23 protein-coding genes, 1 tRNA gene and 1 pseudogene are annotated in these 22,049 nt (G+C 50.5%); 13 read left to right on the top strand and 12 right to left on the bottom strand.

Annotated elements, in window-relative coordinates; genetic code table 11:
* Window positions 1-43 precede the first annotated feature (43 nt).
* Window positions 44-340, top strand: a complete 297-nt coding sequence (locus tag ROJ03_RS13055; protein WP_409530493.1) for an RloB domain-containing protein — start codon at window positions 44-46, stop codon at window positions 338-340.
* Between the two features lie 344 nt (window positions 341-684).
* Here ROJ03_RS13055 and ROJ03_RS08565 read toward each other — a convergent pair.
* Window positions 685-756: transfer RNA gene (locus tag ROJ03_RS08565), tRNA-Cys, on the bottom strand.
* An 83-nt stretch (window positions 757-839) separates the two neighbouring features.
* Here ROJ03_RS08565 and ROJ03_RS08560 point away from each other — a divergent pair.
* The 5 genes from ROJ03_RS08560 (at window position 840) to ROJ03_RS08540 (ending at window position 5,641) form a co-directional block, all read left to right on the top strand.
* A complete protein-coding gene (locus tag ROJ03_RS08560) occupies window positions 840-1,457 on the top strand; it encodes a hypothetical protein (RefSeq protein WP_313726609.1) in 618 nt (205 codons plus the stop codon).
* 218 nt (window positions 1,458-1,675) lie between these two features.
* Window positions 1,676-2,215, top strand: a complete 540-nt coding sequence (locus ROJ03_RS08555; protein ID WP_313726608.1) for a hypothetical protein — start codon at window positions 1,676-1,678, stop codon at window positions 2,213-2,215.
* A 156-nt stretch (window positions 2,216-2,371) separates the two neighbouring features.
* Window positions 2,372-3,157 carry a DeoR/GlpR family DNA-binding transcription regulator gene (locus tag ROJ03_RS08550; protein WP_313726607.1) on the top strand — a complete coding sequence of 262 codons (786 nt, stop codon included), beginning with the start codon at window positions 2,372-2,374 and terminating at the stop codon, window positions 3,155-3,157.
* A gap of 9 nt (window positions 3,158-3,166) precedes the next feature.
* Window positions 3,167-4,309, top strand: coding sequence for an Ldh family oxidoreductase (locus ROJ03_RS08545; RefSeq protein ID WP_313726606.1), 1,143 nt, complete (start codon window positions 3,167-3,169; stop codon window positions 4,307-4,309).
* 36 nt (window positions 4,310-4,345) lie between these two features.
* Complete coding sequence (locus ROJ03_RS08540; protein ID WP_313726605.1) at window positions 4,346-5,641, top strand: malic enzyme-like NAD(P)-binding protein; 1,296 nt, start codon at window positions 4,346-4,348, stop codon at window positions 5,639-5,641.
* 146 nt (window positions 5,642-5,787) lie between these two features.
* Here the strand turns inward: ROJ03_RS08540 and ROJ03_RS08535 are convergent, their stop codons facing one another.
* From ROJ03_RS08535 to ROJ03_RS08520, 4 genes are all read right to left on the bottom strand, one after another.
* Complete coding sequence (locus tag ROJ03_RS08535; RefSeq protein WP_313726604.1) at window positions 5,788-6,858, bottom strand: RES family NAD+ phosphorylase; 1,071 nt, start codon at window positions 6,856-6,858, stop codon at window positions 5,788-5,790.
* Window positions 6,855-7,793: a sce7725 family protein gene (locus ROJ03_RS08530; protein ID WP_313726603.1), complete on the bottom strand. Its 939-nt coding sequence runs from the start codon at window positions 7,791-7,793 to the stop codon at window positions 6,855-6,857. The genes ROJ03_RS08535 and ROJ03_RS08530 overlap by 4 nt, the downstream gene beginning before the upstream one ends.
* 5 nt (window positions 7,794-7,798) lie before the next feature.
* On the bottom strand, window positions 7,799-8,635 hold the full coding sequence (locus tag ROJ03_RS08525) for a sce7726 family protein (protein WP_313726601.1): 837 nt from the start codon (window positions 8,633-8,635) through the stop codon (window positions 7,799-7,801).
* Between the two features lie 166 nt (window positions 8,636-8,801).
* The gene (locus ROJ03_RS08520; protein ID WP_313726600.1) at window positions 8,802-9,401 is read right to left on the bottom strand and encodes a DUF6657 family protein; all 600 of its coding nucleotides are present in this window, start codon (window positions 9,399-9,401) and stop codon (window positions 8,802-8,804) included.
* A gap of 80 nt (window positions 9,402-9,481) precedes the next feature.
* Between ROJ03_RS08520 and ROJ03_RS08515 the strand changes: the two genes are divergently transcribed.
* Genes ROJ03_RS08515 through ROJ03_RS08505 form a run of 3 tightly spaced genes read left to right on the top strand, consistent with a single transcriptional unit; the run spans window position 9,482 to window position 11,956 of the window.
* Complete coding sequence (locus tag ROJ03_RS08515) at window positions 9,482-10,141, top strand: trimeric intracellular cation channel family protein (protein ID WP_313726599.1); 660 nt, start codon at window positions 9,482-9,484, stop codon at window positions 10,139-10,141.
* 8 nt (window positions 10,142-10,149) lie between these two features.
* Complete coding sequence (locus tag ROJ03_RS08510) at window positions 10,150-11,343, top strand: alanine--tRNA ligase-related protein (protein ID WP_313726598.1); 1,194 nt, start codon at window positions 10,150-10,152, stop codon at window positions 11,341-11,343.
* Complete coding sequence (locus tag ROJ03_RS08505; protein ID WP_313726597.1) at window positions 11,330-11,956, top strand: VTT domain-containing protein; 627 nt, start codon at window positions 11,330-11,332, stop codon at window positions 11,954-11,956. Before ROJ03_RS08510 ends, ROJ03_RS08505 begins: the two co-directional genes overlap by 14 nt.
* Here the strand turns inward: ROJ03_RS08505 and purB are convergent.
* Complete coding sequence (purB, locus tag ROJ03_RS08500) at window positions 11,949-13,349, bottom strand: adenylosuccinate lyase (protein ID WP_313726596.1); 1,401 nt, start codon at window positions 13,347-13,349, stop codon at window positions 11,949-11,951. The two genes, ROJ03_RS08505 and purB, sit on opposite strands and share 8 nt — an antisense overlap.
* A 55-nt stretch (window positions 13,350-13,404) precedes the next feature.
* Window positions 13,405-14,484 (bottom strand): extracellular solute-binding protein, encoded by a 1,080-nt coding sequence (locus ROJ03_RS08495; protein ID WP_313726595.1) that lies wholly within the window; start codon window positions 14,482-14,484, stop codon window positions 13,405-13,407.
* Between the two features lie 541 nt (window positions 14,485-15,025).
* Between ROJ03_RS08495 and ROJ03_RS08490 the strand changes: the two genes are divergently transcribed.
* The 4 genes and pseudogenes from ROJ03_RS08490 (at window position 15,026) to ROJ03_RS08475 (ending at window position 18,474) form a co-directional block, all read left to right on the top strand.
* Entirely contained in the window at window positions 15,026-15,916 is an 891-nt protein-coding gene (locus ROJ03_RS08490) for a DMT family transporter (RefSeq protein WP_313726594.1), read from the top strand.
* Window positions 15,917-16,149: 233 nt separating this feature from the next.
* Window positions 16,150-16,590: pseudogene (locus tag ROJ03_RS08485) on the top strand (AAA family ATPase); the annotation flags it as partial.
* 18 nt (window positions 16,591-16,608) lie between these two features.
* A complete protein-coding gene (locus ROJ03_RS08480; RefSeq protein WP_313726634.1) occupies window positions 16,609-17,346 on the top strand; it encodes an ATP-binding protein in 738 nt (245 codons plus the stop codon).
* 282 nt (window positions 17,347-17,628) lie between these two features.
* A complete protein-coding gene (locus ROJ03_RS08475; RefSeq protein ID WP_313726593.1) occupies window positions 17,629-18,474 on the top strand; it encodes a histidinol-phosphatase in 846 nt (281 codons plus the stop codon).
* Between the two features lie 169 nt (window positions 18,475-18,643).
* Here ROJ03_RS08475 and ROJ03_RS08470 read toward each other — a convergent pair whose 3' ends face one another.
* From ROJ03_RS08470 to ROJ03_RS08450, 5 genes are all read right to left on the bottom strand, one after another.
* Window positions 18,644-19,015: a NifB/NifX family molybdenum-iron cluster-binding protein gene (locus ROJ03_RS08470; RefSeq protein ID WP_313726592.1), complete on the bottom strand. Its 372-nt coding sequence runs from the start codon at window positions 19,013-19,015 to the stop codon at window positions 18,644-18,646.
* A gap of 120 nt (window positions 19,016-19,135) precedes the next feature.
* Entirely contained in the window at window positions 19,136-19,972 is an 837-nt protein-coding gene (locus tag ROJ03_RS08465; protein ID WP_313726591.1) for an MBL fold metallo-hydrolase, read from the bottom strand.
* Window positions 19,969-20,847 (bottom strand): ATP-binding protein, encoded by an 879-nt coding sequence (locus tag ROJ03_RS08460; RefSeq protein ID WP_313726590.1) that lies wholly within the window; start codon window positions 20,845-20,847, stop codon window positions 19,969-19,971. The genes ROJ03_RS08465 and ROJ03_RS08460 overlap by 4 nt, the downstream gene beginning before the upstream one ends.
* Window positions 20,819-21,703, bottom strand: coding sequence for an ATP-binding protein (locus ROJ03_RS08455; RefSeq protein WP_313726589.1), 885 nt, complete (start codon window positions 21,701-21,703; stop codon window positions 20,819-20,821). The genes ROJ03_RS08460 and ROJ03_RS08455 overlap by 29 nt, the downstream gene beginning before the upstream one ends.
* Window positions 21,678-22,040, bottom strand: a complete 363-nt coding sequence (locus ROJ03_RS08450; RefSeq protein WP_313726588.1) for a NifB/NifX family molybdenum-iron cluster-binding protein — start codon at window positions 22,038-22,040, stop codon at window positions 21,678-21,680. The genes ROJ03_RS08455 and ROJ03_RS08450 overlap by 26 nt, the downstream gene beginning before the upstream one ends.
* Window positions 22,041-22,049: the final 9 nt, after the last annotated feature.

The raw sequence follows: 22,049 nt of genomic DNA, 5'->3' as shown, positions 1-22,049 counted from the left end.
AAGTAGTGCAGGAGGGGGAGACCCCTCCAGTTTTTGTTCTCAAATCCCCTTCAGGTTCGCTAAACAGGCAATAGAACAATCCGATCACTATTGTAGCTCCATCGATACCCTTTATATCATTGTAGATTGTGACATGCATGGTTTCAGGGATTATCAGTATGATATGCTACGGCAGAAGTGTGTGGAAGCAGGGTATTTCCTGGCAATTTCCAACCCCTGTTTTGAGGTATGGTTGCTCTTTCGCTACAGCGACCTGACAGAATACGATCATCAGATGATTCTTGCTCACAAAAAATTGGCAAACGTACCCAAACAGAGGTATACCTCAAAGATAAGCTGAAAGGAAGTTACAGCAAGACAAGGATCAAGTTTTCAACCCAGTTTCTTGGTAGGGTTGAGCTGGCCATAGAGCATGCCACCCCTGTAGAGGGCTTGAAAAAATCCATAGGCTCAAATATTGGGCTTCTCCTGGAAACCCTTCAAGGGAAAGCAGAATAGGGATTTGTACTATGGTAGGCATACAGGGTATCCAGCATGACTTTTACCACACCTTTGCGCCCTGTCCTTTTGCGATATCCAGAAAGGCTGGGCTCAAGGGGAAAGGTAAGCAAGGCAAATGCATGATAGGTGCAACATCTCAAGGCCCTACAATAGGACAGCCGCTGATTTCTCAGCGGCTGTAAGAGGTGCCAATCGGATTCGAACCGATGAATCAAGGTTTTGCAGACCTTTCCCTTACCACTTGGGTATGGCACCATGATTTGGACACTGTTGACCATACCAGTTTTCTAAATGATAATCAAGAGATAATTCTTAACTGATACGCAAAGGAGCTGGCAATGTCTAGAAAGATCATATCCCTGTTATGTGTGCTTTTCCTCGTAGGTAATGCCCTCTTTGCCGATATCCCGGAAAGCTGGATCAACAACTCCATCACCTATGATTGGTCATACAATTCCAAGCTGGCCCTCAGCAGTGGAACAACCGATACCATCGGGTACAACTTCTCCTGGTATGGCTTCCCCGGTGGATCAAGTGTAGGGGTAGCCACACACCTGGGCATGGCATTCTCCCTCGATGCCGACCCTCTCTTTACCGCAATGCATGCCTTCATGGGACCGGCCTTCAACACCGTCCTGGCAGGTGGGGTCCTGGGGTATGCTTCCATTGGGCCCTCATACAACTTGTCGGGCTACGACCAGCCGACCAGTTTCACCGAACAGCAGCTTGGGGTGGGTTTCGATGTAGGCGCCAGGTTCAGGGTAGCGGGAAGTGAACGGTGGGACCTGGCCCTCATGACAGGGGTCTTTGGGGACATCACGCTGCTGCATCTGGTCAACTCCAGCCGTCAGCAGGATTTTTCCGGAAACCTGTCAGGATACTTCGGCTTCTCGTTTGGTTCGGCCTTGAATTTCCCGGGCTATGGTATCTATTCCCCGATCATGTACTACTACTGACCTAAAATACAGGGAAAGATACCCGTATAAAGTGACAATCTAACACAGGCATATGTTTGGCTCTTGGTGAAGCATCTGGCTATATAACAAATAGTTGGGTGCTTTTTCTTGTTTGATTCATGATTTTGGTTTTGTACAAACAATATGGTTGACCTCCCAAGACGAATCGCCAATACTCAAGATATTGTTACACATGTCTAGTAATGGAGGAGTCTTTCATGTGTCGAAAAATCTTGTTGCTCTTGCTCATGCTCTTGCTTGTTGTCGGTTCCCTGTTCGCTGTTGCCCCAGGCAGCTGGATGAACGCTTCTCTCGGGTATAACCGGTTTGCTAGTTCCGATGCCTTGGGCATCGACCTCTCCTGGATGGATTTTCCCGGGCGCTCCTGGATCGGGATCGAATCAAGGGCAGGGCTCTCCCTCTCCCTGGAAGATACCTCTTCCTTTTCCAACATGTTCGTGTTTTTCGGCCCTGCATTTTCCGTAGACCTTACCCAGGGAATCCTGGCCTATGCAGCCATAGGGCCTTCCTGCTCTTTTGTGGCTACCAGTTCTCCCTCATCTGTAAGCCTGGAGTTTGGTGTTGGACTGGACCTGGGAGCTCGGTTCAGGCTGGTAGGATCTGAAGAGTTGGACCTGGCCCTGATAACTGGAGCCTTTGGGAATCTGCCCCTTTCAGGTGGGGGAGAGTCTACCAACGTCAGCCTCTATGTAGGCCTTTCCATCGGGCCTGCCTTCACCATCCCCTGGCTATGGTAGTGGCTATCTGCCGAATATAGAGTGCCTTCCCATATAGATGATGTTTTGCTCCTCTTTCTTGCAGATAGAGGAGCATTTTCATTGACACTTGAATGTTTGTGATTGTATCATGGGATTGTACGCAAGAAATGTTCAAAAACATTCATGGAGTATCCTATGTCAACCATTCCAGCAGGCAGGCACCAGTACATCCTCTCCCTGATCGAGGAAGAGGGGACAGTCAACGTAGGCCAGCTTGCAGAAGAGCTTTCTGTCAGCGAGCTGACCATCAGGCGGGATTTGGACCAACTGGCAAAGAAAGGCCTGGTCGAGCGTACCCACGGAGGGGCGACTGTCCGCAGGAACCTTCCCATTGAACCCGACTACCTGCAGAAGGCCTCGGAGTTCCCCCTCGAGAAGGCAGCCATAGGAAGGGTAGTTTCAGAGATGGTCGAGGAAGGGGATACCCTCTACATCAACAGTGGGTCGACAACGCTGGAGGTCATCCGTTGTGTTGCCTCCCTGGGCAAGAAACTCACCATAGTCACCAACAACATCGATGCCCCCTGGCTTTGCAAGGAGTATGAGGATGTCCGCCTCATCTTGGCCGGAGGCGTATACCGCCCCCGTTCCCACTCTGTCTCGGGGTCGCTCTCCTCGCTTCTGGTCTCTGAGGTCTATGCCAACAAGGCCATCATCGGGGTCGATGGATTCTCTCCCACAGCAGGGCTTACCACCCCCATCCTGGAAGAGGCCGAGACAACCCGGGCGATGATAGAGCACACGGTAGGCAAGGTCATTGTCGTGGCAACCAGCAACAAGATCGGGGTGGTATCGAACTTCAAGACCATCGCACTCGACCGTGTCGATGTGCTGGTAACGGACAAGAAGGGTGGACAGCTCATAGCACAGATGGAGACCCCGGAAGGGCTCTCGATAGTAATAGCAGATATTGAAGAATAGGAGGAACATATGAAATTTATGGATGAGTACGGCGACCATTATGCAGATTGTGCCTGGGTACAGTTTCCTGAACTGGAGAAGTTCATGGAAGAGGCTCTTGTACACGCAGGGGTCCCAGCCAGCGATGCAAAGATCATCGGTGATGTCTTGATCGAGAGTGACAAGCGCGGTATCGACAGCCATGGTATCGGGCGCCTGAAGCCGATCTATATCGACCGCATCGATATGGGCATCATGAACCCTGTCACCAAGATCGATGTCATCAAGGACAAGGAAGCCACTGCAGTGCTCGATGGCAACAACGGCATGGGTCATGTGGTAGGCCACAAGGCCATGGAGATGGCCATTGCAAAGGCAAAGAAGTATGGCATTGGCATGGTTGTGGCTCGTAACTCCAACCACTACGGCATCGCAGGCTACTTTGCAACCATGGCCACCCATGCTGGGATGATCGGGGTAACCGGTACCAACGCCAGGCCCTCCATAGCCCCCACCTTCGGTGTGGAGAACATGCTGGGAACCAACCCCCTTACCTTTGGCATCCCCACCGATGAGGCTTTCCCCTTCGTCCTAGACTGCGCCACCTCGGTAAGCCAGAGAGGGAAGATCGAGGTATACGGAAGGGCAGGAAAAGACCTTCCTCCAGGATGGGTACTCGACAATGAGGGTAAGACCCGCACCGATACACAGCAGGTCCTCAAGGACCTTACCACCGGCAAGGCAGCCCTTACCCCACTGGGGGGCATCGGTGAGATGACCGGCGGCTACAAGGGCTTCGGCTATGCAACTGTGGTTGAGATCCTCTCTGCTGCCTTGCAGGATGGCGCTTGGATGAAGGCCCTCAACGGGTTCGACGAAAACCAGAAGGCGATCCCCTATCCCCTTGGCCACTTCTTCATTGCCATCGATCCTGAGCACTTCATGGGTCTTGCGACCTTCAAGCGCATTGCAGGAACCATCTGCCGTGAACTGAGGGCAAGCAACAAGGCCCCTGGTGAAGACTACATCTTTACCGCCGGTGAGAAGGAGTATCTAGCCTGGCAGTTCCGTAAGGAGCATGGATGTCCCGTTCCCCCATCACTGCAGAAGGTCATGGTCACCCTGCGCGACCGTTTCAAGATGGACTATCACTGGGATTTTGAGAAGAAATAAGCAGAGCGATGCTAGAGAGATAAGGAGAGTCTTGAGATGCAAGATCAGAATGAATTGAAAAGAAGGGCATTGGCATACCACTGCCTTGATGGAGTCCCAGGCAAGGTGTCGGTAGTCCCTTCCAAGCCCTGCCAGACTGCTGACGACCTGGGCCTTGCCTACACCCCAGGTGTGGCAAAGCCGGTACTCGCCATTGAAGAGAACCCTGAGGATGCCTACAAGTATACCTCCAAGGGGAATCTGGTAGCTGTCATATCCAACGGGACAGCAATCCTCGGTCTTGGAGACCGTGGGCCGCTTGCCAGCAAGCCGGTAATGGAAGGCAAGGGTGTCCTGTTCAAGAGATTTGCTGACATCGATGTATTTGACCTCGAACTGGATGAGAAAGACCCGGACAAGATCATTGCCATCGTCAAGGCCCTTACCCCCACCTTTGGTGGCGTAAACCTTGAGGACATCAAGGGTCCTGAGTGTTTCAAGATCGAGCAGGAGCTTATCAAGAGCTGCAATATCCCCATTTTCCATGACGACCAGCACGGTACTGCGATCATTGCGACCGCAGGTCTGATGAACTGCTGTGAGATCGTCAACAAGAAGATGGCTGACATCAAGATCGTGGTCAACGGAGCGGGGGCTGCTGGCATCTCGTGTGCCAAGATGTTTGTCGCTGCTGGGGCCAAGCATGAGCATATCATCATGTGCGACAGCAAGGGTGTCATCTACAAGGGCAGGACCAGTGGCATGACCAAGGAGAAAGAGGAGTTTGCTACCGAGAACAAGGCACGCACCCTCGCCGAAGCCCTGGTCAATGCAGACGTCCTCATGGGCCTCTCTGTGGCCGACTGTGTAACTCCTGAGATGTTGCTTTCCATGGACAGGGACCCTGTGGTCTTTGCCATGGCCAATCCCAACCCCGAGATCGACTATGAGTTGGCAATGTCCACCAGAAGCGACCTCATCATGGCAACGGGAAGAAGCGACTACCCCAACCAGATCAACAACGTGCTCGGCTTCCCCTTCATCTTCCGTGGCGCCCTGGATGTCCGTGCAACCATCATCAGCGAAGGCATGAAGATGGCAGCTGCCAAGGCACTTGCCAAGCTGGCGAAGGAACCGTTCCCCGATTCTGTAGCCAAGGCCTACGGTGGCAAGAAGTTCAGCTTCGGACGGGAATACATCGTTCCCAAGCCGTTTGACCCAAGGGTAATCGAGTATGAGGCTGTTGCTGTTGCAAAGGCCGCATGCGAAGAGGGCCTTGCTGCAAAACCCATCACCGACTGGGAAGCCTATAGGGTTTCCTTGGTAAAGCGGATGGAGAAGTACTGGAACTAGGATTTGTCAGGATTATATGTTTGGCCGTCTGGAAACAGGCGGCCTTTCTTGTCTTATGCAGACAAGCAAGCATTTATCAGCAATGTGCCTGATCTTTTTTGGACTTTGAATACTCTCGAGCTATTTGATACACTGAATTTGTATTTTTAGCTGAGCTTGTCATATTTGTATTCAAGCGATTGTATGTCAAACACTGAAACATGTATGCATCTGAATTTTTCTGGATAAAAAATTGCAACATTCGAACCATCTTTATTCATTGCGCTTCGGTATTCGAACCCTGCATGTCCAAGGCTTTTTATATAGTCACAAAGATATTGCGTCGGCAGGTAATCCAAAGGGCTGTCATGCCTTCTCATTGGTTTGGCGACTTCATTGCCAAGTCGTTTGAAATTCGACAGATTTACAGCAAGTTGAGTAATGTCACTACCCCAAAAAGGGCTGATTTCCGAGAGAAGGGCGATATTGACCACTTCCACATCTTCAATGGCCTCAAATTGGGCAATTGAAACAAAGTCATATTCTCCAACTCTAGCTTCATGTAGTGTTGTTTCTTCTGAATCCGAAAGGTAAAGACAGCTGATTCCTTCTGAATTTGCCCTTCCTGATGTGGCTTTATCCCTAGGAGGTGCACCCATTTTATCTATTGCAAAACCATTTGCAGAAGGAGCTATTCGGGCCCTATAAAGTATGGTTCCCTTTTTATAGGTCTTTTTTACAAGGTTCAAAAATGGTTGTAATACACTATTGTTGATTCCGTAAGAAAAAAATCTGTTTTGGAACTTGATAGCTTCAACAAAGGCATCCCAAGAAGAGTTCCCAACAATTGAGTTTTCTTGTAGATATGATTCATCATCCTTTTCAAGTATCCCAACCTTATGGACCAATAGAGGCGCTCTAGAATCATCGGAACCTGGATACAAGGCCATGAGGAATTGAACTACTTGTTCTGGCGTAAGATTGAAAATACTCCATTCGTAACATAAATGATTTTCCAGATGATCAAGAAATATTTCAGGGTATTCTTCTGGAAGGTTGTCTTCAGGTGTATATACATCCAGAAGAACATCAAAATTGTCTCGTAAGGTACTCTCTGAACCCAACGGTTGGATATAAACAGCTTTGGAAGCACAGATATCACAGTTGCCCTGCAATTGCATATTTTTGATTACAGCCTGTATCTCTCGGTCTTTGAAACAATTCACACAGCAGTTCATGCATTGGTCTCCTGTCTTGTGAAAAAGGATGACATCAATTCCAAATGATGCATGATAGAGAGCTTTTTCACAGTTCCTAACCCAGGGTAGGTGCCTTCTTTATAATGTTTCAGCAATGTTTCCAGTCCCATGGTCATTTCTATTTCGCGGGTTGCTACCCACTCAGCCAATTTGTGCACTGCTTCCTGAAATTTACCAGGAGTATCCTGGATATCTTCAACTGAGTCTGATACAAAATGATGAATCCTCAAGCTGTATGCATCATCAAAATAAACCAGATGGATGGTGGCTGCGTAAGGAGCGAATCCCCCTTCGCTAAATTCACTGCCTATGATTGAGTAGTCTGCAAACCCTTCATATCCTTCTTCTGCATAAAACAAATGGGCATCTGAAAAAAACTCATCATCAACTTTACTGTAATCAGCGTTTCTTTTTTGCTTGATAAACTGGTCTTGTAAGATGATTTTTGAACTATGGACACTGCGTCGAAACATTCCTTGATCGGGTATAAGCGTGAATTTTGGAGGGTTAGAGGCAAACTTACCAGCATAGAGTTCCAAGGCATCCCTATCATGAACGATAAGCATCAGGGTTGAACGTTCCAATCCGTTGTTCTCCAACTCTGAGAAATATTCGCTTCCTGGTATATTCCATATGAGGGCCTTTAGTACATAATTGCTGGACATTGCAAGAGTGAATCTATCTGCCAATTTGTCTTTTGTGTTTTTCACGGTAAAAGACCCGACAGCTGGGTTACATATTACTGCTATAGGGTGTTTTGCTTGAATGAAGGCTTCGATTGTAAGAACAAGGGTCGGCGTTAGCCTCACTGGTTCCACCAAAGGGATAATTTCTCTACTTAGCTTGTGATTTTCAAGAAGTTCCCTCAAAGCTATCAATTCAAACTGTCTAGCCCGTAAGTAGGGAATATACACTGTTCTCAACCTCCATACCGTTGTTTGAGAAAAGTCTGGAACCTTCTCTCTTCTGCTTGGTTATATTGGGAAAAATACCGTAAGGACCGTAGGGAATAGGGGATACCCAAACAGTATTCCTCTGTAAGGGAATTTCGTCTCTTCAAGGTTGCAAGAACCATTGGATAGAGTTTTTCCATCTCAATGGTACCAAAACTTTCCAAACAGGCCCGATACTGGAATACTGGTGGAACTTGGGGAAGTTGGCCTGTCACTTGGAGAATAATCTGTTCATATTCAGTCTTTCTCAAGACCTGAAAGAGGACCCGATGGGAAAGAAAGCCCCGTTCTTCCAGAGGTTCTTTGCGTAAACTCAGCGTATTCCGTTTTGTGAGAACTGATACGCCTACAGGGCTTCCCTTCAACATGGTTAGTATGCGAGGAGCCCTATCCTCAGAGGTAACGACACAGACCTGAGCAAATGCCTTGTAATAGTCATTCAACTGCGTCTTGAGTCTGGAGAAGTCATCAAGTTCTGTTTTGATCTCATATACTCTAGCCTTTCCATTGATAAGGATGAAATCAGCAATAGATTTTCCTATGGGTATCTGCATCAAGGCTGTTGTGGTTTTGGTTGAATGTTTTCCAAGCAGCAGCTTGTTCAACAACGTGTTTTGGTAAACATACTCGTTTCGGTAGTGTTTTGCCATGAATTGATAAAGTTCAGAAAGAACTTCACTGTTGTCTCGTGTTTCCGGAGATGAGACGTGCTCTCTGATAAGAGGATCGAAGGAAGAGAGATCTTGTAGGGTTATTAAGGATGCAAGGGTGCTTTTGGTAAACAACGTATTCAGCGATTGCATTCTATTCTCCTTTCTTTTTCCATCATATCACCAAACAGGGATTTTCCCTACCTGTAGATAGAGGGGTTTCTTGCCAGATCGCTTCATGCAGAAAACGCAATCCCGTACCTATATAGAGAAAGAGGCCCTTTCGGACCTCTCTTCAGGAAACCAGCCTTTGCTCCTGTTACGCTATCTTCAACAGCTCTTTCAATTGGTCCTTGGCCTGGTTGAGGATGGTGGTGTATTGCTCATCCAGCTGTGCAAGGTTCTTGTCCAAGAGCTTCATGAACTCAGGGTCCTGTTCTGGCCTGAGGATGAAGTTGGGCCCGTACTGCTGACGCATCTGGGCCTGCTTTTGCTCGAGGTGTGGAGCAAACTGTTGCTTCATCCGCTCGATGAGGTCCTCCTGGTTTTGCAGGTAGGTAGAAAAGAAGTTTTCCATCTGGGAAAGCAGTTCAGGAATCTGTTCATCGCCATCTGCGACGATGGAGCCCAGGGCGAGCAATTTGGGAAAGGAGTCCTTGAATACGGCAGAGCGGGGAAGGGTGAGGTTGGAAAGCAGTGTCAGGGCCATCCCCTCCTTCACGATCGTCTTGTCCTTTGCAGGAAGGGCCTCATATTTTTCCTGGGTTTCCTCTTTGGTTACATCAATATCCATCAGGAATGTGGCTGCAAGCTGCCTGCCTTCCTTCTGTTTAAGGTCATGCCGTATTTTGATGGGATCGGCTTCCAAGGTCGCGGTCTTTTCCAAGGCAAGTTCCCAAGCGGATTTTATTATAGCCATTGTGTACTCCTCTCAACTTTTACTAAGATAGCCAACTTCGCTGTATTGGACAAGTGCGGCATTGGTGATACGCTCAAACTATGCTAATGGAACATACGGTAATATATGCTTTTGACTTGTTTGGCACTTTCATCTTCGCAATAACCGGCGCAGTGAAAGGTGTTCGCTGCAAACTCGACATCCTCGGGGTGGTGGTCTTTGCCTGTACGGTAGGCTGTGGTGGAGGGATGTTCAGGGATATGCTCATTGGGGCAACACCAGTTGCCGCTCTCTCCAACAGTTCGTATATTCTCATATGTGTAGGCACTGGCCTTGCAGTCTTCTTCCTTGCCCCCAAGTTTGTGGGAAGATGGAGGGTGATCCTCTTTTCCGACGCATTGGGTCTGGGAGTCTTTACCGCCATTGGGGTAGCCAAAGGGGCCCTGTACGGCATGGGCCCTATAGGCCAACTCCTCTGTGGTGTCTTTACCGCAGTAGGTGGCGGGATGGTCAGGGACATCATGAGCCGGTCGGTGCCATCTGTCCTGACCAGCGACTTCTATGCCACGGCCTCCCTTATAGGCGGCATTGTCTATCTGCTGTTGGAAAAGAGTAGCCTGACACTACTGCCGAAGTTCCTGATAACCACCTTGGTTGTGTTCGTCATCCGTCTGGTGGCCATCAAGTTCAGGATCCAGCTACCTGTGGCCAGGACCGCCCTGCCTGTCGAAGACCACCTTACCATGCAACGCATCGATTGAGGAAAACCATGAATTCCAGAACTGTATATTACGAAGAACCCTATCTGAAAACCCTTGAAGCAACCGTAGTCGCCATCACCGAAGAGGGGGTTATCCTCGACAGGACCATCTGCTACCCCGAAGGGGGAGGGCAGAGTGGCGATAGGGGGACCATCGGGGGATGTACCCTCCTGGACACCGTAAAAGGGGAAGAGGGGACTATCCTCCACAAGGTCGATAACCCGACCTTCTCTGTCGGAGAGCAGGTCCTGGTCGTGTTGGACTGGGCCCATCGCTACCACTACATGCAGATGCACACTGCCCAACATGTGGCCAGTGGCCTCCTCCATTCCCATTTTGGCATTGGTACGGTAAGCGTGCACCAAGGGGAGAAGATCCTCACCATAGAGACAGACCAGGGAGAAATACCCGCCTCTACCTGCTTTGCCCTTGAAGAGCTGGTAAACCAGAGCGTCCGTGAGGCGCACCCCCTCTCCTACAGGGAGGAGGCGCACGAAGATGCGATGAAGCTGAAGCTGCGGCGTTCCATCAAGGTCGACAACGACACGATCCGGCTCGTGGTCATTGAGGATGTGGATATGACTGCTTGTGGTGGCCTACATCTGGCAAATACAAGCGAGGTCATCCTGTTCCAGTATGAGGGACAGGAGAAGCTCCGGGGCCATGTACGGCTCATCTTCTCTGTCGGGCAAGAGGCTCTTGCCATGATACGGGAGAACCGTTCGCTGGTCGCACAGCTGTGCACGCTCCACTCCGCCCAGAGGGAGAACCTTCTGGAGGTAGAGAGACAACTGCTCTCCCAGATTGCCCAGGACCGAACCCAGCTTCTGAAAAAATCTGAGCAGGTCGCAGAGCTGACCCTCTTTTCCCTGATGGAGAAGGCCGAGCAAATCGGAGGCATCCCCCTCGTCCTCTGGGAGGTAGGTGAGGATATCGACCTCAAGCATGTAGGCACTGCCTGTGCCCATGCTGGGGACCTTGCCCTCTGCGCAGCAAAACAAGAGGAGGGCAAGCTCATCTGGCTCATAGGCCTTGGTGGGAAGGCCTCAGCCCTGCTTGATTTCAATCGTTCGCGAAACCGTCTGCTCGCTCCCATCGAAGGGAAGGGCGGAGGGAGGGACACTCTCTTCCAGGGAGTGGGAAAAGGAAAACCGGAAACCCTCTTTTCAGTTTTCAAAGAGTTGCTCTATGAACATCATTGAACGGATCAAGCCCCTCTTTGCAAAAGAAAGCTACATGCTCGATGATGGGACGCTCGACATGCGCCTGCTTGTCAAAAGGACCATCCTTGCCACCATCCCGATCCTCGCCATCTATCTGGTGGCAATGAAGCTGCTCTCCCTCACACCCTTGGGGAAATCGGAGATGATGAAAGAGTTTGTCCAGAATCTGGGGGTCCATGGGGTAGCCCTCTACGTCTACATAGTGGATTGGTTTGTCCTGCCCATCTCCGTCGATCTGATCTGGCCATTTGTCATGTCCTGGCCTCCGCTCCTTGTCATCCTGGTGATGGGAACCAGCTCAGTGGCAGGGGCCTGGAGCGCATACCTTGTCGGCAGGCTCGTGGGACTTATCCCTCCCATAAAACGATGGGTCCTGAAGGTCTCAGGAACCCATGCGGAGGAGATCATCACCAAGTATGGGGTGTGGGCGATCGTCATCAGCGGCCTAACCCCGCTTCCGTTCTCCACCATCTGTACGGTGGCAGGGGCGGTCAAGTTCAAGCTACACCTATTCCTGCTGGGAAGCTTGGTGCGCTACCTTAGGATGGCCATCTACTATGGTATCTTTGCCGGCCTGATCTACATCAGCTAAGGGCTGCCTCTACCTCTTGGATGACCATGCGGGTCCTCAAGGGTGCATCGCCCACATACTCCTCCGCATTGAGAGACTGGAGCACCTCCTCTTCCTGCATGAAGGAGAGGACCGTCCTGTCACTGCTGAGCATTTCGGCAAGGGTATTGACTTGGCCTTCCTGCACCTCTGCCCAGGCCTTGAGGCTGTAGTGGCGGATAAGCTCGTGCATCTCCTGACGGTTTGCACCTCTTCTTCCCAACTCCATAAGAAGGCGCTCGCTGGCTGCGAACAGGCCATAGGTGGCGAGGTTTCTCTTTACCCCCGATTCATGGATCTGCATCCCTGTCACGATCTTGGTGGCAGTGGTGAGGACCTCATCGGTGGCAAGGAAGCACTCGGGCAGCGTGACACGTCTGTTTGCGCTGTCGTCGAGGGTGCGTTCCAGCATGGTGGATGCGGCATTCTGCCAGAGCACTTCGCTCTGGCTGGATACAAAGCGGCACAGGCTGTCGATCTTCTCGCAGTTGATGGGGTTGCGCTTGAACGGCATGGCAGAGGAGCCCACCTGCTTTTCCCCAAAGGGCTCGCTCCACTCCCCGATGGGAGGGCTCTGCAAGAGCCTGAAGTCGAGGGCGAACTTGTAGAGGGTACAGCAGAGTCCGGAGAGGGCTGTGACGATCCTCCAGTCCTGCTTTCGTGGATAGACCTGGGTGGAGGCTGTAAAGCTCCCAAGCCCAAGGGAGGTCATTACCTCATGTTCCAGTTCAAAGGCTGTCATACCCCGTCCCTTGAGCAGTTCGGTGTAGCTCGCGCTGGTACCTACAGCCCCCTTGATACCTTTCCCCCTGATCGAGGCAGCTACCTCCTGGAGGGCCTTCAGGTCCTCGACGAGGTCCTGGGCACTCTGGGCAAAGCGGTAGCCTATGGTGGTGGGTTCAGCTGGCTGGATATGGGTGAAGGCCATGCAAGGGCTTTCTGCATACGCCTCCATCTTTTCCTGGAACGCCTTGAGCAGGACCTTGGTCTTTTCGATGATGAGCAGGGTAGCCTGCCTGAGTCGCAGGGCATCCATATTGTCAAGGACATCCATGCTGGTGGCACCCAGGTGGATGATGCTTCCCCCCTTGGGGCACTGCTCGGCATAGGTCTTGATTTCTGCCATCAAATCGTGCCGAATCTCAGCCTCGATGGCTGTGGCTCGGTCGATGTCGATGTCATCCTTGTGGGCTATGAGCTCGGAAAGCTGCTCGTCTGTGACAAGAGAGGCCTTTTTCTGTGCTGTGGCCAGGGCTATCCAGATCTGCCGGAGAAGCCGGCGTTTTTCCTGTTCGCTGAAGAGGGAGCGCATGGCAGGACTGCCATAGCGCCAGGTAAAGGGGGAGATGAAGGTTTCATGGGTATAGCTGCTCATAGATGCCTCGCTTACCCATGAATGTACCCTGCATTTTATTCTAGGTCAATGCGCCTTAATTTACGTACCTGATGCTTTCCCAGGCCTTGTTGTACATGTCAAGGTTCTTGCCAAGGTCGTCCTTCAGCTCGTAGTTCTTCAGCATGTCAACGGTGTAGAAAGGCTTGGTTGTGGTGAACTGTTCTGCTGCGGTGTTGACTGAGGCGGGGAAGTGGAACCGGTCGAGGAACTGTGCATAGTTTTCCGGCTGGTGGATGAAGTTGATGAACAACAGGGCCAGGTCATAGTTCCTTGCCCCCTTGGGGATGCACATCGAGTCGATGTACATCGGCCCGCCAGCGGCTGGGAGGAAGAAGTCCACGTTCTCCCACTTCTCTTCAGGAAGCTCTTCGAAGATCGCCTCAGCATAGCCATGGGAAACCAGGTATTCGCCTGAGGCAAAGCCCTTGGCAAACCCCTCGGCATCGAACTTGACGAGGTTGGGCTTCCACTTGGTGTTGACCAGGACCCTCGCTTCCTCAAGTTCCTTTGCGCTGGTGGTGTTGACCGAATAGCCCAGGTATGCCAGGGCATCACCAAGTACTTCGCGCATGTCATCCATCATGACCATGCGGTTGGCATAGGTCTTGTCTGCAAAGATATTCCAGGTCCTCTCATAATCCTTGGCCAGCTTCTTGTTTACGGCTATGCCGGAGGCTCCCATGTAGTAGGGTACCGAGTACTCCATCTTGGGGTCGTAGGTAGCCTTCTCGATGGCCAGGGGGGTGATGTTCTTCAGGTTGGGAATCTTCGAGGTGTCGATTTTCTCGAGCATCCCTTCGTGCATCATGATGGAGACATAGTCCCCTGAAGGGAAGATGATGTCGTAGCCTGCGTTTCCGCTGGCCTTGAGCTTTGCGAACATCTCTTCGTTTGAGGCGAAGTAGTCGAGTACCACATCGACGCCATACTCCTTCTCGAATGCCTCGATCACGGAGTCAGGGGTGTAGTAGGACCAGTTGTAGACGTAGAGCTTCTTGCTTCCGGTGGTGTTCTTCTCATTGGAAGAGTCCTTGCTGCAACCTGTAAGGGTGAATGCGGCCACGGCGAAAAGCACTACTACGATGTGAAAGAGTTTGTTGGTAGGTTTGCTCATTGCAAAACCTCCTCTGCCTTGAAATCTACCCGTCCAGGACAACATACGCCATACCCTGGATCGGTGGTTAGGAAAGAGGCCTTGAGTACAAGGCACGCCACAATTAGTTTAGGCTGGAATAGAAAGGAGAATTGAATTTTCGCAGAATTGCCTAACCATTGGTCATCTCCTTTGATGCATCGAAATGTAGCCCCATAATTGGGTATTTCCTCCTATGAGTCAATAACATGGATGACTAAAATGGGAAAAAAGGGAAGTTTTTTTAATGCGTATAACAACTTATTTTACTGCAAGTACTTAGGAATAAACAAGAACGGGGTGGGCTTCACTTTCTTTGGGGATTTTTCGGTGAATAGGCTGCCTTTCTGGCATGCAAGGCAAAAAATGGGTGAGCTCTGGCTTGCCCTCTTACATGTTTACCCCCATGACATTTACTGTTTTGGCCATCTCAAGGAAAAACCGGAGATTGCGACCACATTGGTTCAGTATCTTGTCAGATGGGCTCTTCTCAGTTTCCTATATTCGCTATATCCTAGAGCGCATGTCCACCACCAGCGGCCGAACCCAGATTGTAGCGCGCATAGAGATTATCATAGCGATGGTTGCCTTTGGTACCATCGGAATCTTTGTCAGGTATATTCCCTTGCCTTCTGCCGAGATAGCACTATGGCGAGGCATCATCGCGTTCTTGGTACTTACGCTGTTCATGCTTACAAGCGGAAGGCTCTCTGGGATTTCGAAATACAGGGGAAAACTGGGAAGACTTTTTTTTGCGGGTGCCGCCATGGGCTTCAACTGGATCCTGTTGTTCGAAGCCTATCGGTATACCAGTGTAGCACTTTCGACCTTAAGCTACTATTTTGCACCAACCATCATAATAGTTGGCAGCTCCCTTATCTTTCGTGAGCGGCTCAATGCCAAGCAGGTGGTCTGCTTCATCGTCTCGACAGCAGGGCTTGCCCTTATTATCGGGGTGCGGGGTGGAGGTGCGAACGATACCATAGGGGTCCTCTTTGGACTTGGGGCGGCTGTGCTCTATGCCTTTGTCTTCCTGACCAACAAGGCAACCCCAGAGTTCGATGGGTTGACCAGGACTTGGATCCAGTTTGCAGCAGCCATTATCGTCCTGACCCCGTACTGCACTCTGGTCACCGGTTTCCATATCCTGGAACTCCATGCATCTGGGCTGGTGAACCTCCTCATCCTGGGTGTAGTCCATACCGGTCTCATGTACTACCTCTATTTCTCAGCCCTGGCCCATCTGAAAGGCCAGCAGGTGGCTATCTTGAGCTACATCGACCCAATAGTCGCCGTTCTTCTCTCTGTAGCGATCCTGCACGAGGGCATTACCCTGTTGCAACTGGCGGGAGGGGGCTTGATCCTTGGGGCGACCTTGGCCAACGAACTGAACCGGAGACCCATAGTTGCTTGATTTCTGACAAGGCGAAATACCCCTACCAGGCTATGGCGAGTTCAGTAGGTGGTGGGTAGTTGTCCGCACTGAATATTCTGGGATAGGATTACTCTATGGAGTAATCTCTATTCATTTTCAATGGTCTATTACTCTGTATCGTAATCTGTACAAATATAGTAGTATTGTTTACTATAGGGCGTAAGCAAAATGTGGATAGATAGAGGGCCTGCATAAGAAATGAGGAGTTTCCCATGTATATAGAACGTGATGAGTACATGCAACTGTTTAAACCCTTTTTCCATAGGGACATTGTAAAAGTCCTCACAGGTATTAGGCGTTGTGGGAAATCGGTGATGCTACACCTTATCCAAGAGGAGCTTGCTAAAGAAGGAGTTCTTCGTTCCTCCATGCTCTCCATCAACTTTGAGTCAATGAAGGAGCCATTTGTTACTAGCTTGAAAGATACCTATGCGCACATACAAGATTTTGTCCAAAAACAGGGACAGAAGGTCTATCTGTTCTTGGATGAGATACAGGAATTGGAAAGCTGGGAGAAATTGGTAAACTCTTGCATGATAGATTTCTCTTGTGACATCTACATCACAGGCTCCAACGCAAATTTGCTTTCAGGAGAACTTGCAACCTATCTAGGTGGGCGGTACGTTGAATTTCCCATCTTTCCTCTCTCTTTCAAGGAGATATTGCCAGTTTTGGGAATTCCCAAACAGGAGGCATTCCAAATATATCTCCAGCGTGGAGGAATGCCTTTTCTCTATCAGACGGAAATGAGTGATGAGACCACAACAAAGTACCTGGAGGATATCTTTGATTCCATTATCATCAAGGATATTGCACGACGTGAAAATATTCGTGACATTGAACTTCTACGCCGTATCATCCTTTTCCTTATGGCCAACATGGGAAACATCTTTTCAGCCAAAAGTATAGTGGCGTATCTGAAAAGCGAGAAACGCACCATATCGCTGGAAACTCTCTACAACTACATCGAGTATGGCAAGCGGGCCTTCCTTTTGCACACAGTCAGTCGGTATGACATTCAGGGAAAGGAATTGTTACAATTCCAACAGAAAATCTACCTTACTGACCATGGATTCAGAGAAGCTCTTTTAGGGTCAGGTCGTTCTACCATTAACCAAACACTGGAAAACATTGTCTGCCAGGAGTTGTTGAGGAGAGGCTATGCTGTAAGGGTGGGTAAGCAAAAAACCAAGGAAGTAGATTTTATTGGGAGCAAGCAGGATACAAGAATCTACATACAGGTTTCTTACCTCCTCGCATCTCCAGAGACAGAGGAGAGAGAATTTGGAGTCCTTGAATCTATCAGAGACAACTATCCAAAGTATGTGCTCAGCATGGATCCAATACAAAGAAACAGAAGCGGCATAGTTCACCTGCATATCATTGATTTTTTGTTAGGATCATGGTGAGCTCGGTAGGTGGTGGGTAGTTTGCCGCACTGAATATTCTGGGATAGGATTACTCTATACCGTAATCTTTCTATATTATTTGCGTTTGGTTACTCTATACAGTAATCCATGTAGGTATAGTGCCTCTATTTTGCATAGGGTTGTCCATGATTGGGATACGAGCAGAGGATCAGCCAAAATAGGTCGTACCCTACAGGTCCCAGTATTGCCGCCACTATCCTTTTTTCTTCAGCCCATGTTGAATAAATCCTGCCAATATCCGATACTATATATCTGTACACTATGCATATACAAACCTACACCCAGGAGGTGGTAAACCTCCATACACATAGCTACTATTGCGGCCACGGATTTGGCGAAGTCGCAGAGTATGCACAGCAGGGCCTACAGCAGGGACTCTCCCTCCTAGGCATGAGCGAACACTGTCCGGTACCCGACAACCGTTGGGGGACCAGCCGCATGCCCTTTTCCATGCTTAAGGCATACAAGCAGGATTGCCTCGATGCAAAAGAGGCGTTCTCGGGCACCCTTGAAATCCTACGTGGGTTCGAGTGTGACTATCTTCCAGAGTACCGCACCTATTTTGAAGAACTGAAAGGGGATTGTGACTATCTCTTTTTCGGGGTGCATGACCTCTCCCTGGACAGCGATGTCGAGTACTCCATGTTCTGGAATGCCCTCACCAAGGAAGACCTCTTCTCCTATACCGACCTATATCTGGATGCGATGCAAAGCGGGCTGTTCCTCTTTGGAGCACACCCAGATGTCTTTTGCCACTCCTATAAAGCCTGGGACGCGGAGACCATCGCCTGCTCAAAGGCGATCATCGAGTGTGCTGTCGCCAACGATGTTGCCCTTGAGATCAACGGCAACGGAATGCGCAAGAACCTTGTGCAGACACCTGAGGGCAAGCGATATGCCTATCCACACCATGAGTTCTGGAAGCTTGCAGCCCAGTACCCTGTGAAGGTAATCTGCAACAGCGATGCCCACAAGCCAGCGGATGTGAATGATGTCATGGGTGCCTGCCTTGCATTTGCAAAGCAGTGTGGGATCACCTACGCCTCCTACCAGGTGGAGAACAGTGGTACAAGCACTACCCTTTCCCTCCTGGCCAAGGAGTCTTGAACGAAAAGAAACCTCCTGCCAGGGGAGCTCTGTAGCTGGGGTTTTTCTTCTTCCTATACATGATGAAAAAACAGAAGGCTGTTCCACCCCGATCGGGAGAAACAGCCTTCTTCTTTAGTTGCCAGCAATTCTCTACCGTACTGGACACGGCATATGAGGCAGGCCTCTCTTATTCGCCACAACCATGTTCGTGCTCATGTTCATGAGCATGTTCATGACAGACAGAGCCTGTGCTCTCCAGTTCCCCTTTGAGGTAGGCTGTGACCATATCCCTTGCCTTGCCCTGGACACCGACGATGACCTCGATGTTGTGCTCATTGAAGATATCGACGGCTCCTCCACCCATACCACCGCTGATGATGACATTCACCCCAAGGTCGTTGAGGAAGTTAGGTAGGAATCCTGGCTTGTGGCCTGGATTGTCCACTGACTTCTCGGTGAGGATGGCCCCTTTGTCGGTCTCGAAGATCTCAAAGGTCTGACAATGGCCGAAGTGGCCCGATACGTTCTTGTTGTCGCTCGCTACTGCAATTTTCAACATTGGTTACTCCCAATTCTCTAGATTGTTGTTCTATTCCCACAAAAGGAACACTCTATGGTTCGATGGGGCTTCTTGTGAAACTCCCCTATATCCTAATTGTTAATCAAAAAAGGATGGCATTCACTGTTTCTTCGTAAACTCCAGCTCTGTCCCACCCGAGAGGTATGCGATCTTCTCCTTCATCAGAGTGTGCAAAGCAGCATAGTTTTCACTGCCTGTACAGTGGCAGGTATAGTACTGGGCTCCGGTGGCAAGCAGTGCTTGGGCGATCGCTTGTAGGGTCTGGGGGCTTTCCGGCTTTCCTGTGCTATGGTCATAGAGGTGGAAGCCTCCGATGACATGGGTGGGGTAGTGTCCAAAGAGGGTGTGGAAGTGCTCCACGATGTTGACGATTCCCCTATGGGAGCATCCGCTTACCAAGAGGCTAACCCCATCCTCCTCAATGGCGAGGTTCTGCTCATGGGCAAAGTCATCCTCTTCAAAACCTGTCTCGCTCTTCTTGAGCAGGCTCTTGTTCCCTGTAGGGTAGAATTTCTCTCCCTTGACATTGGAAAAGAGGGTAAGCCCTTTCCCTAGGGGTGTCTCCTTGCCGGTGAACATGACCCGGTTGTTCTTGATGAGGGTCTCATCTATCCCGATGAATCGGTTTTCGGCCCCTTCTCGTTGGGAGTAGTAGGGTTCAAGGGCAGACCGTCTCATATAGATGGGGGCCTTGCTGTTGAGTTCCAGGAAGGTTTCGATGCCTCCTCCATGGTCACGATGGCCATGGGAAAGGATGACCAGGTCGACCTTGCCCAGGTCTATGGCAAGTTCCTTTGCATTCTTGGCCAATAGCGGTGAGGCTCCTGTATCGAAGAGTATGGTCTTCTCTTTGGTCTCAATATAGAGGGAGAGGCCATGTTCGAACCCGATCTCTGGCTTGCATGAGGTGTTTTCCACAAGGGCTGTTATCTTCATCTTCGTATCGTCTCCTTGAGCATCTGCAAAGTCTTGTCATATACCTGCCTGACGGCAGTTCCACTATCACAGCTGTATTCTATGACACTCTTGCCCTCATTGACAGCTCGAACCGCCATCGGGTCAAAGGGAATTCTCCCTGCAAAGAAGATTCCTTCCTTCCAGCAGAACGTCTCGATCCGGGAAGAGAGCTCATCATTGGTATCGCTCTTGTTTACACAGACAGCGATGGTTACCCCAAGCTTTGCCGAGGTCTCTATGATCCTCTTCATGTCGCTGATGCCTGACACTGAGGGTTCTGCAACAATAAGGGCGAGGTCGACCCCGGTAAGGGAGGCAATGACCGGGCACCCGATGCCAGGGGAGCCATCGATGATGGCAAACTCTGTTGCATCGGAGACCTGTTTCAGCTGTTCCTTGACTTTGGTCACCAGCATCCCTGTAGTCCCGCTACCCATCAGGAGGGTTGCCGTGGAGAAATGCTCATCCCCGTTGCTGAACAGTTTCAGCTCCCCAGCCTTTGCCTTTTCCATCGTGATGGCCTGTTGTGGGCAGAGATAGGCACAAAGGGTACACCCCTCGCAGGCTATGGGGTCGACTGTGTGGCTGGTCTCATGTTTTTCTATGGCGTGGAAACGGCATGCATCAAGGCAGATCCCACAGTTGGTGCACGCCTCAGCATTGATGACGGCCTTGTCCAGGCCATGGTAGTCGCTGGCCTTCTCCTGGGGAAATGGATGCATGACAAGGTGGAGGTTTGGGGCATCGACATCACAGTCGGCATACGCCTTGGCCTGGGCAAGCTTGATGAAGGCGCTGGCGATGGTGGTCTTGCCAGTTCCGCCCTTACCGCTGAGGATCAGCAGCTGTTTCATCAGATACCTCCTTCAGGGCTTTCTCCAGGATGGCTGAGAACAGCTTGTGGTAGTGTGCATCCTCACGGGCTGCGATCCTTCCTTCAGAATTCATTTTTCCCAACCTCTTGTCAAAGGGGATGTTCCCCAGTATGGGGATGTTGTTCTTTTTGCAGTACTCCTCAGACGGGTTCACTCCCTCGAGGGTCTTGTTCAGGACAACTGCATGCTTCTTGCCCAACAGGGTCACCAGCTGGTGCACCATGGCCAGGTTGTGGGAACCGAAGATGGTAGGTTCGGCAACCAGGATGCAGAAATCAGCGAGGCGTATGCTCTCTGTCACGAGGCAACTGCTGCCAGGAGGTGCATCGATGATGGTAAGGTTCCCATCCTTGTGCTTGAGCAGGGCCTCGATGATGGGGACCCCGGAGCTTTCCCCAATGTTCATGGTCCCTGATATGCACCGCACTGAGCCGGAGTGGCCTATGCTCATCTCCCCGATCGGGCGCTCGCTTTCAGAGAGTGCCTTCTGGGGACAGACATAGATGCAACCCCCACAGCTGTGGCAGATCTCATCGAAGATCATCAGGCGTTTGCCGATGAGGGCGAGGGCGTTGAATGCACAGAAGTCTACACATTTGTGGCATCCGTCACACAAGGTCTCATCGACTACAGGCTTCTTTACCGTCACCAGTTTCTCAAACTCCCTGGAGGGTTTGAAGAAGAGGTTCCCGTTGGGCTCTTCCACATCACAATCGATGTAGGTGGCCATAGCGGCAACTGAGCTCAGGTTTACCGAGAGCAGGGTCTTGCCTGTCCCGCCTTTGCCACTGAGGATGGCAATGGTAGGGTCAGTGGCCATGATGGAAGCCTGCATGGACCTCCTGCAGAGGCTCAAGCTTGTTTTGCTGATGTGCACTGATGTTGTCGGCAACACTGAGGTTGAGGGCCTTGAAGAGCTTTACCCCTGCCGGTTCGAGGACCTTGGCGGCATTCTCGCCACAACGGAAGGTTATGAGGAGGTCGGCCTTGTTGTCCACCAACAGCTGTGCTGCCTTGATACCGGCCCCTCCTGGGCTCTCTGCCGCACTGTTCACAAGAAAAGAATTCTGCTGCTCTTCTGTATTGAAGAGGCAGTAGAAGGGAGCGCGTCCAAAGGATACGCATATGGCAGAATCGAGGCTCTCTTTGTCTGATGGGATTGCTAGTATCATGAAAATTCC

This window comes from Sphaerochaeta sp. PS (assembly GCF_032144095.1).
GTDB lineage: Bacteria > Spirochaetota > Spirochaetia > Sphaerochaetales > Sphaerochaetaceae > Sphaerochaeta.
The sequence above is the reverse complement of the archived record's forward strand: the minus strand, read 5'-3'. Positions and strand labels throughout refer to the sequence as shown.

What these genes read in the sequence shown, in the direction of transcription:
- ROJ03_RS08555 (WP_313726608.1), top strand. Translation starts at nt 1,676, where the DNA reads ATGTGTCGAAAAATCTTGTTGCTCTTGCTCATGCTCTTGCTTGTTGTC.
- ROJ03_RS08510 (WP_313726598.1), top strand. Translation starts at nt 10,150, where the DNA reads ATGAATTCCAGAACTGTATATTACGAAGAACCCTATCTGAAAACCCTT.
- ROJ03_RS08455 (WP_313726589.1), bottom strand. Translation starts at nt 21,703, where the DNA reads ATGCAGGCTTCCATCATGGCCACTGACCCTACCATTGCCATCCTCAGT.
- ROJ03_RS08545 (WP_313726606.1), top strand. Translation starts at nt 3,167, where the DNA reads ATGAAATTTATGGATGAGTACGGCGACCATTATGCAGATTGTGCCTGG.
- ROJ03_RS08535 (WP_313726604.1), bottom strand. Translation starts at nt 6,858, where the DNA reads ATGAACTGCTGTGTGAATTGTTTCAAAGACCGAGAGATACAGGCTGTA.
- ROJ03_RS08550 (WP_313726607.1), top strand. Translation starts at nt 2,372, where the DNA reads ATGTCAACCATTCCAGCAGGCAGGCACCAGTACATCCTCTCCCTGATC.
- ROJ03_RS08495 (WP_313726595.1), bottom strand. Translation starts at nt 14,484, where the DNA reads ATGAGCAAACCTACCAACAAACTCTTTCACATCGTAGTAGTGCTTTTC.
- ROJ03_RS08520 (WP_313726600.1), bottom strand. Translation starts at nt 9,401, where the DNA reads ATGGCTATAATAAAATCCGCTTGGGAACTTGCCTTGGAAAAGACCGCG.
- ROJ03_RS08560 (WP_313726609.1), top strand. Translation starts at nt 840, where the DNA reads ATGTCTAGAAAGATCATATCCCTGTTATGTGTGCTTTTCCTCGTAGGT.
- ROJ03_RS08490 (WP_313726594.1), top strand. Translation starts at nt 15,026, where the DNA reads ATGTCCACCACCAGCGGCCGAACCCAGATTGTAGCGCGCATAGAGATT.
- ROJ03_RS08525 (WP_313726601.1), bottom strand. Translation starts at nt 8,635, where the DNA reads ATGCAATCGCTGAATACGTTGTTTACCAAAAGCACCCTTGCATCCTTA.
- ROJ03_RS08450 (WP_313726588.1), bottom strand. Translation starts at nt 22,040, where the DNA reads ATGATACTAGCAATCCCATCAGACAAAGAGAGCCTCGATTCTGCCATA.
- ROJ03_RS08460 (WP_313726590.1), bottom strand. Translation starts at nt 20,847, where the DNA reads ATGAAACAGCTGCTGATCCTCAGCGGTAAGGGCGGAACTGGCAAGACC.
- ROJ03_RS08470 (WP_313726592.1), bottom strand. Translation starts at nt 19,015, where the DNA reads ATGTTGAAAATTGCAGTAGCGAGCGACAACAAGAACGTATCGGGCCAC.
- ROJ03_RS08505 (WP_313726597.1), top strand. Translation starts at nt 11,330, where the DNA reads ATGAACATCATTGAACGGATCAAGCCCCTCTTTGCAAAAGAAAGCTAC.
- ROJ03_RS08475 (WP_313726593.1), top strand. Translation starts at nt 17,629, where the DNA reads ATGCATATACAAACCTACACCCAGGAGGTGGTAAACCTCCATACACAT.
- ROJ03_RS08540 (WP_313726605.1), top strand. Translation starts at nt 4,346, where the DNA reads ATGCAAGATCAGAATGAATTGAAAAGAAGGGCATTGGCATACCACTGC.
- ROJ03_RS08515 (WP_313726599.1), top strand. Translation starts at nt 9,482, where the DNA reads ATGCTAATGGAACATACGGTAATATATGCTTTTGACTTGTTTGGCACT.
- purB (WP_313726596.1), bottom strand. Translation starts at nt 13,349, where the DNA reads ATGAGCAGCTATACCCATGAAACCTTCATCTCCCCCTTTACCTGGCGC.
- ROJ03_RS08465 (WP_313726591.1), bottom strand. Translation starts at nt 19,972, where the DNA reads ATGAAGATAACAGCCCTTGTGGAAAACACCTCATGCAAGCCAGAGATC.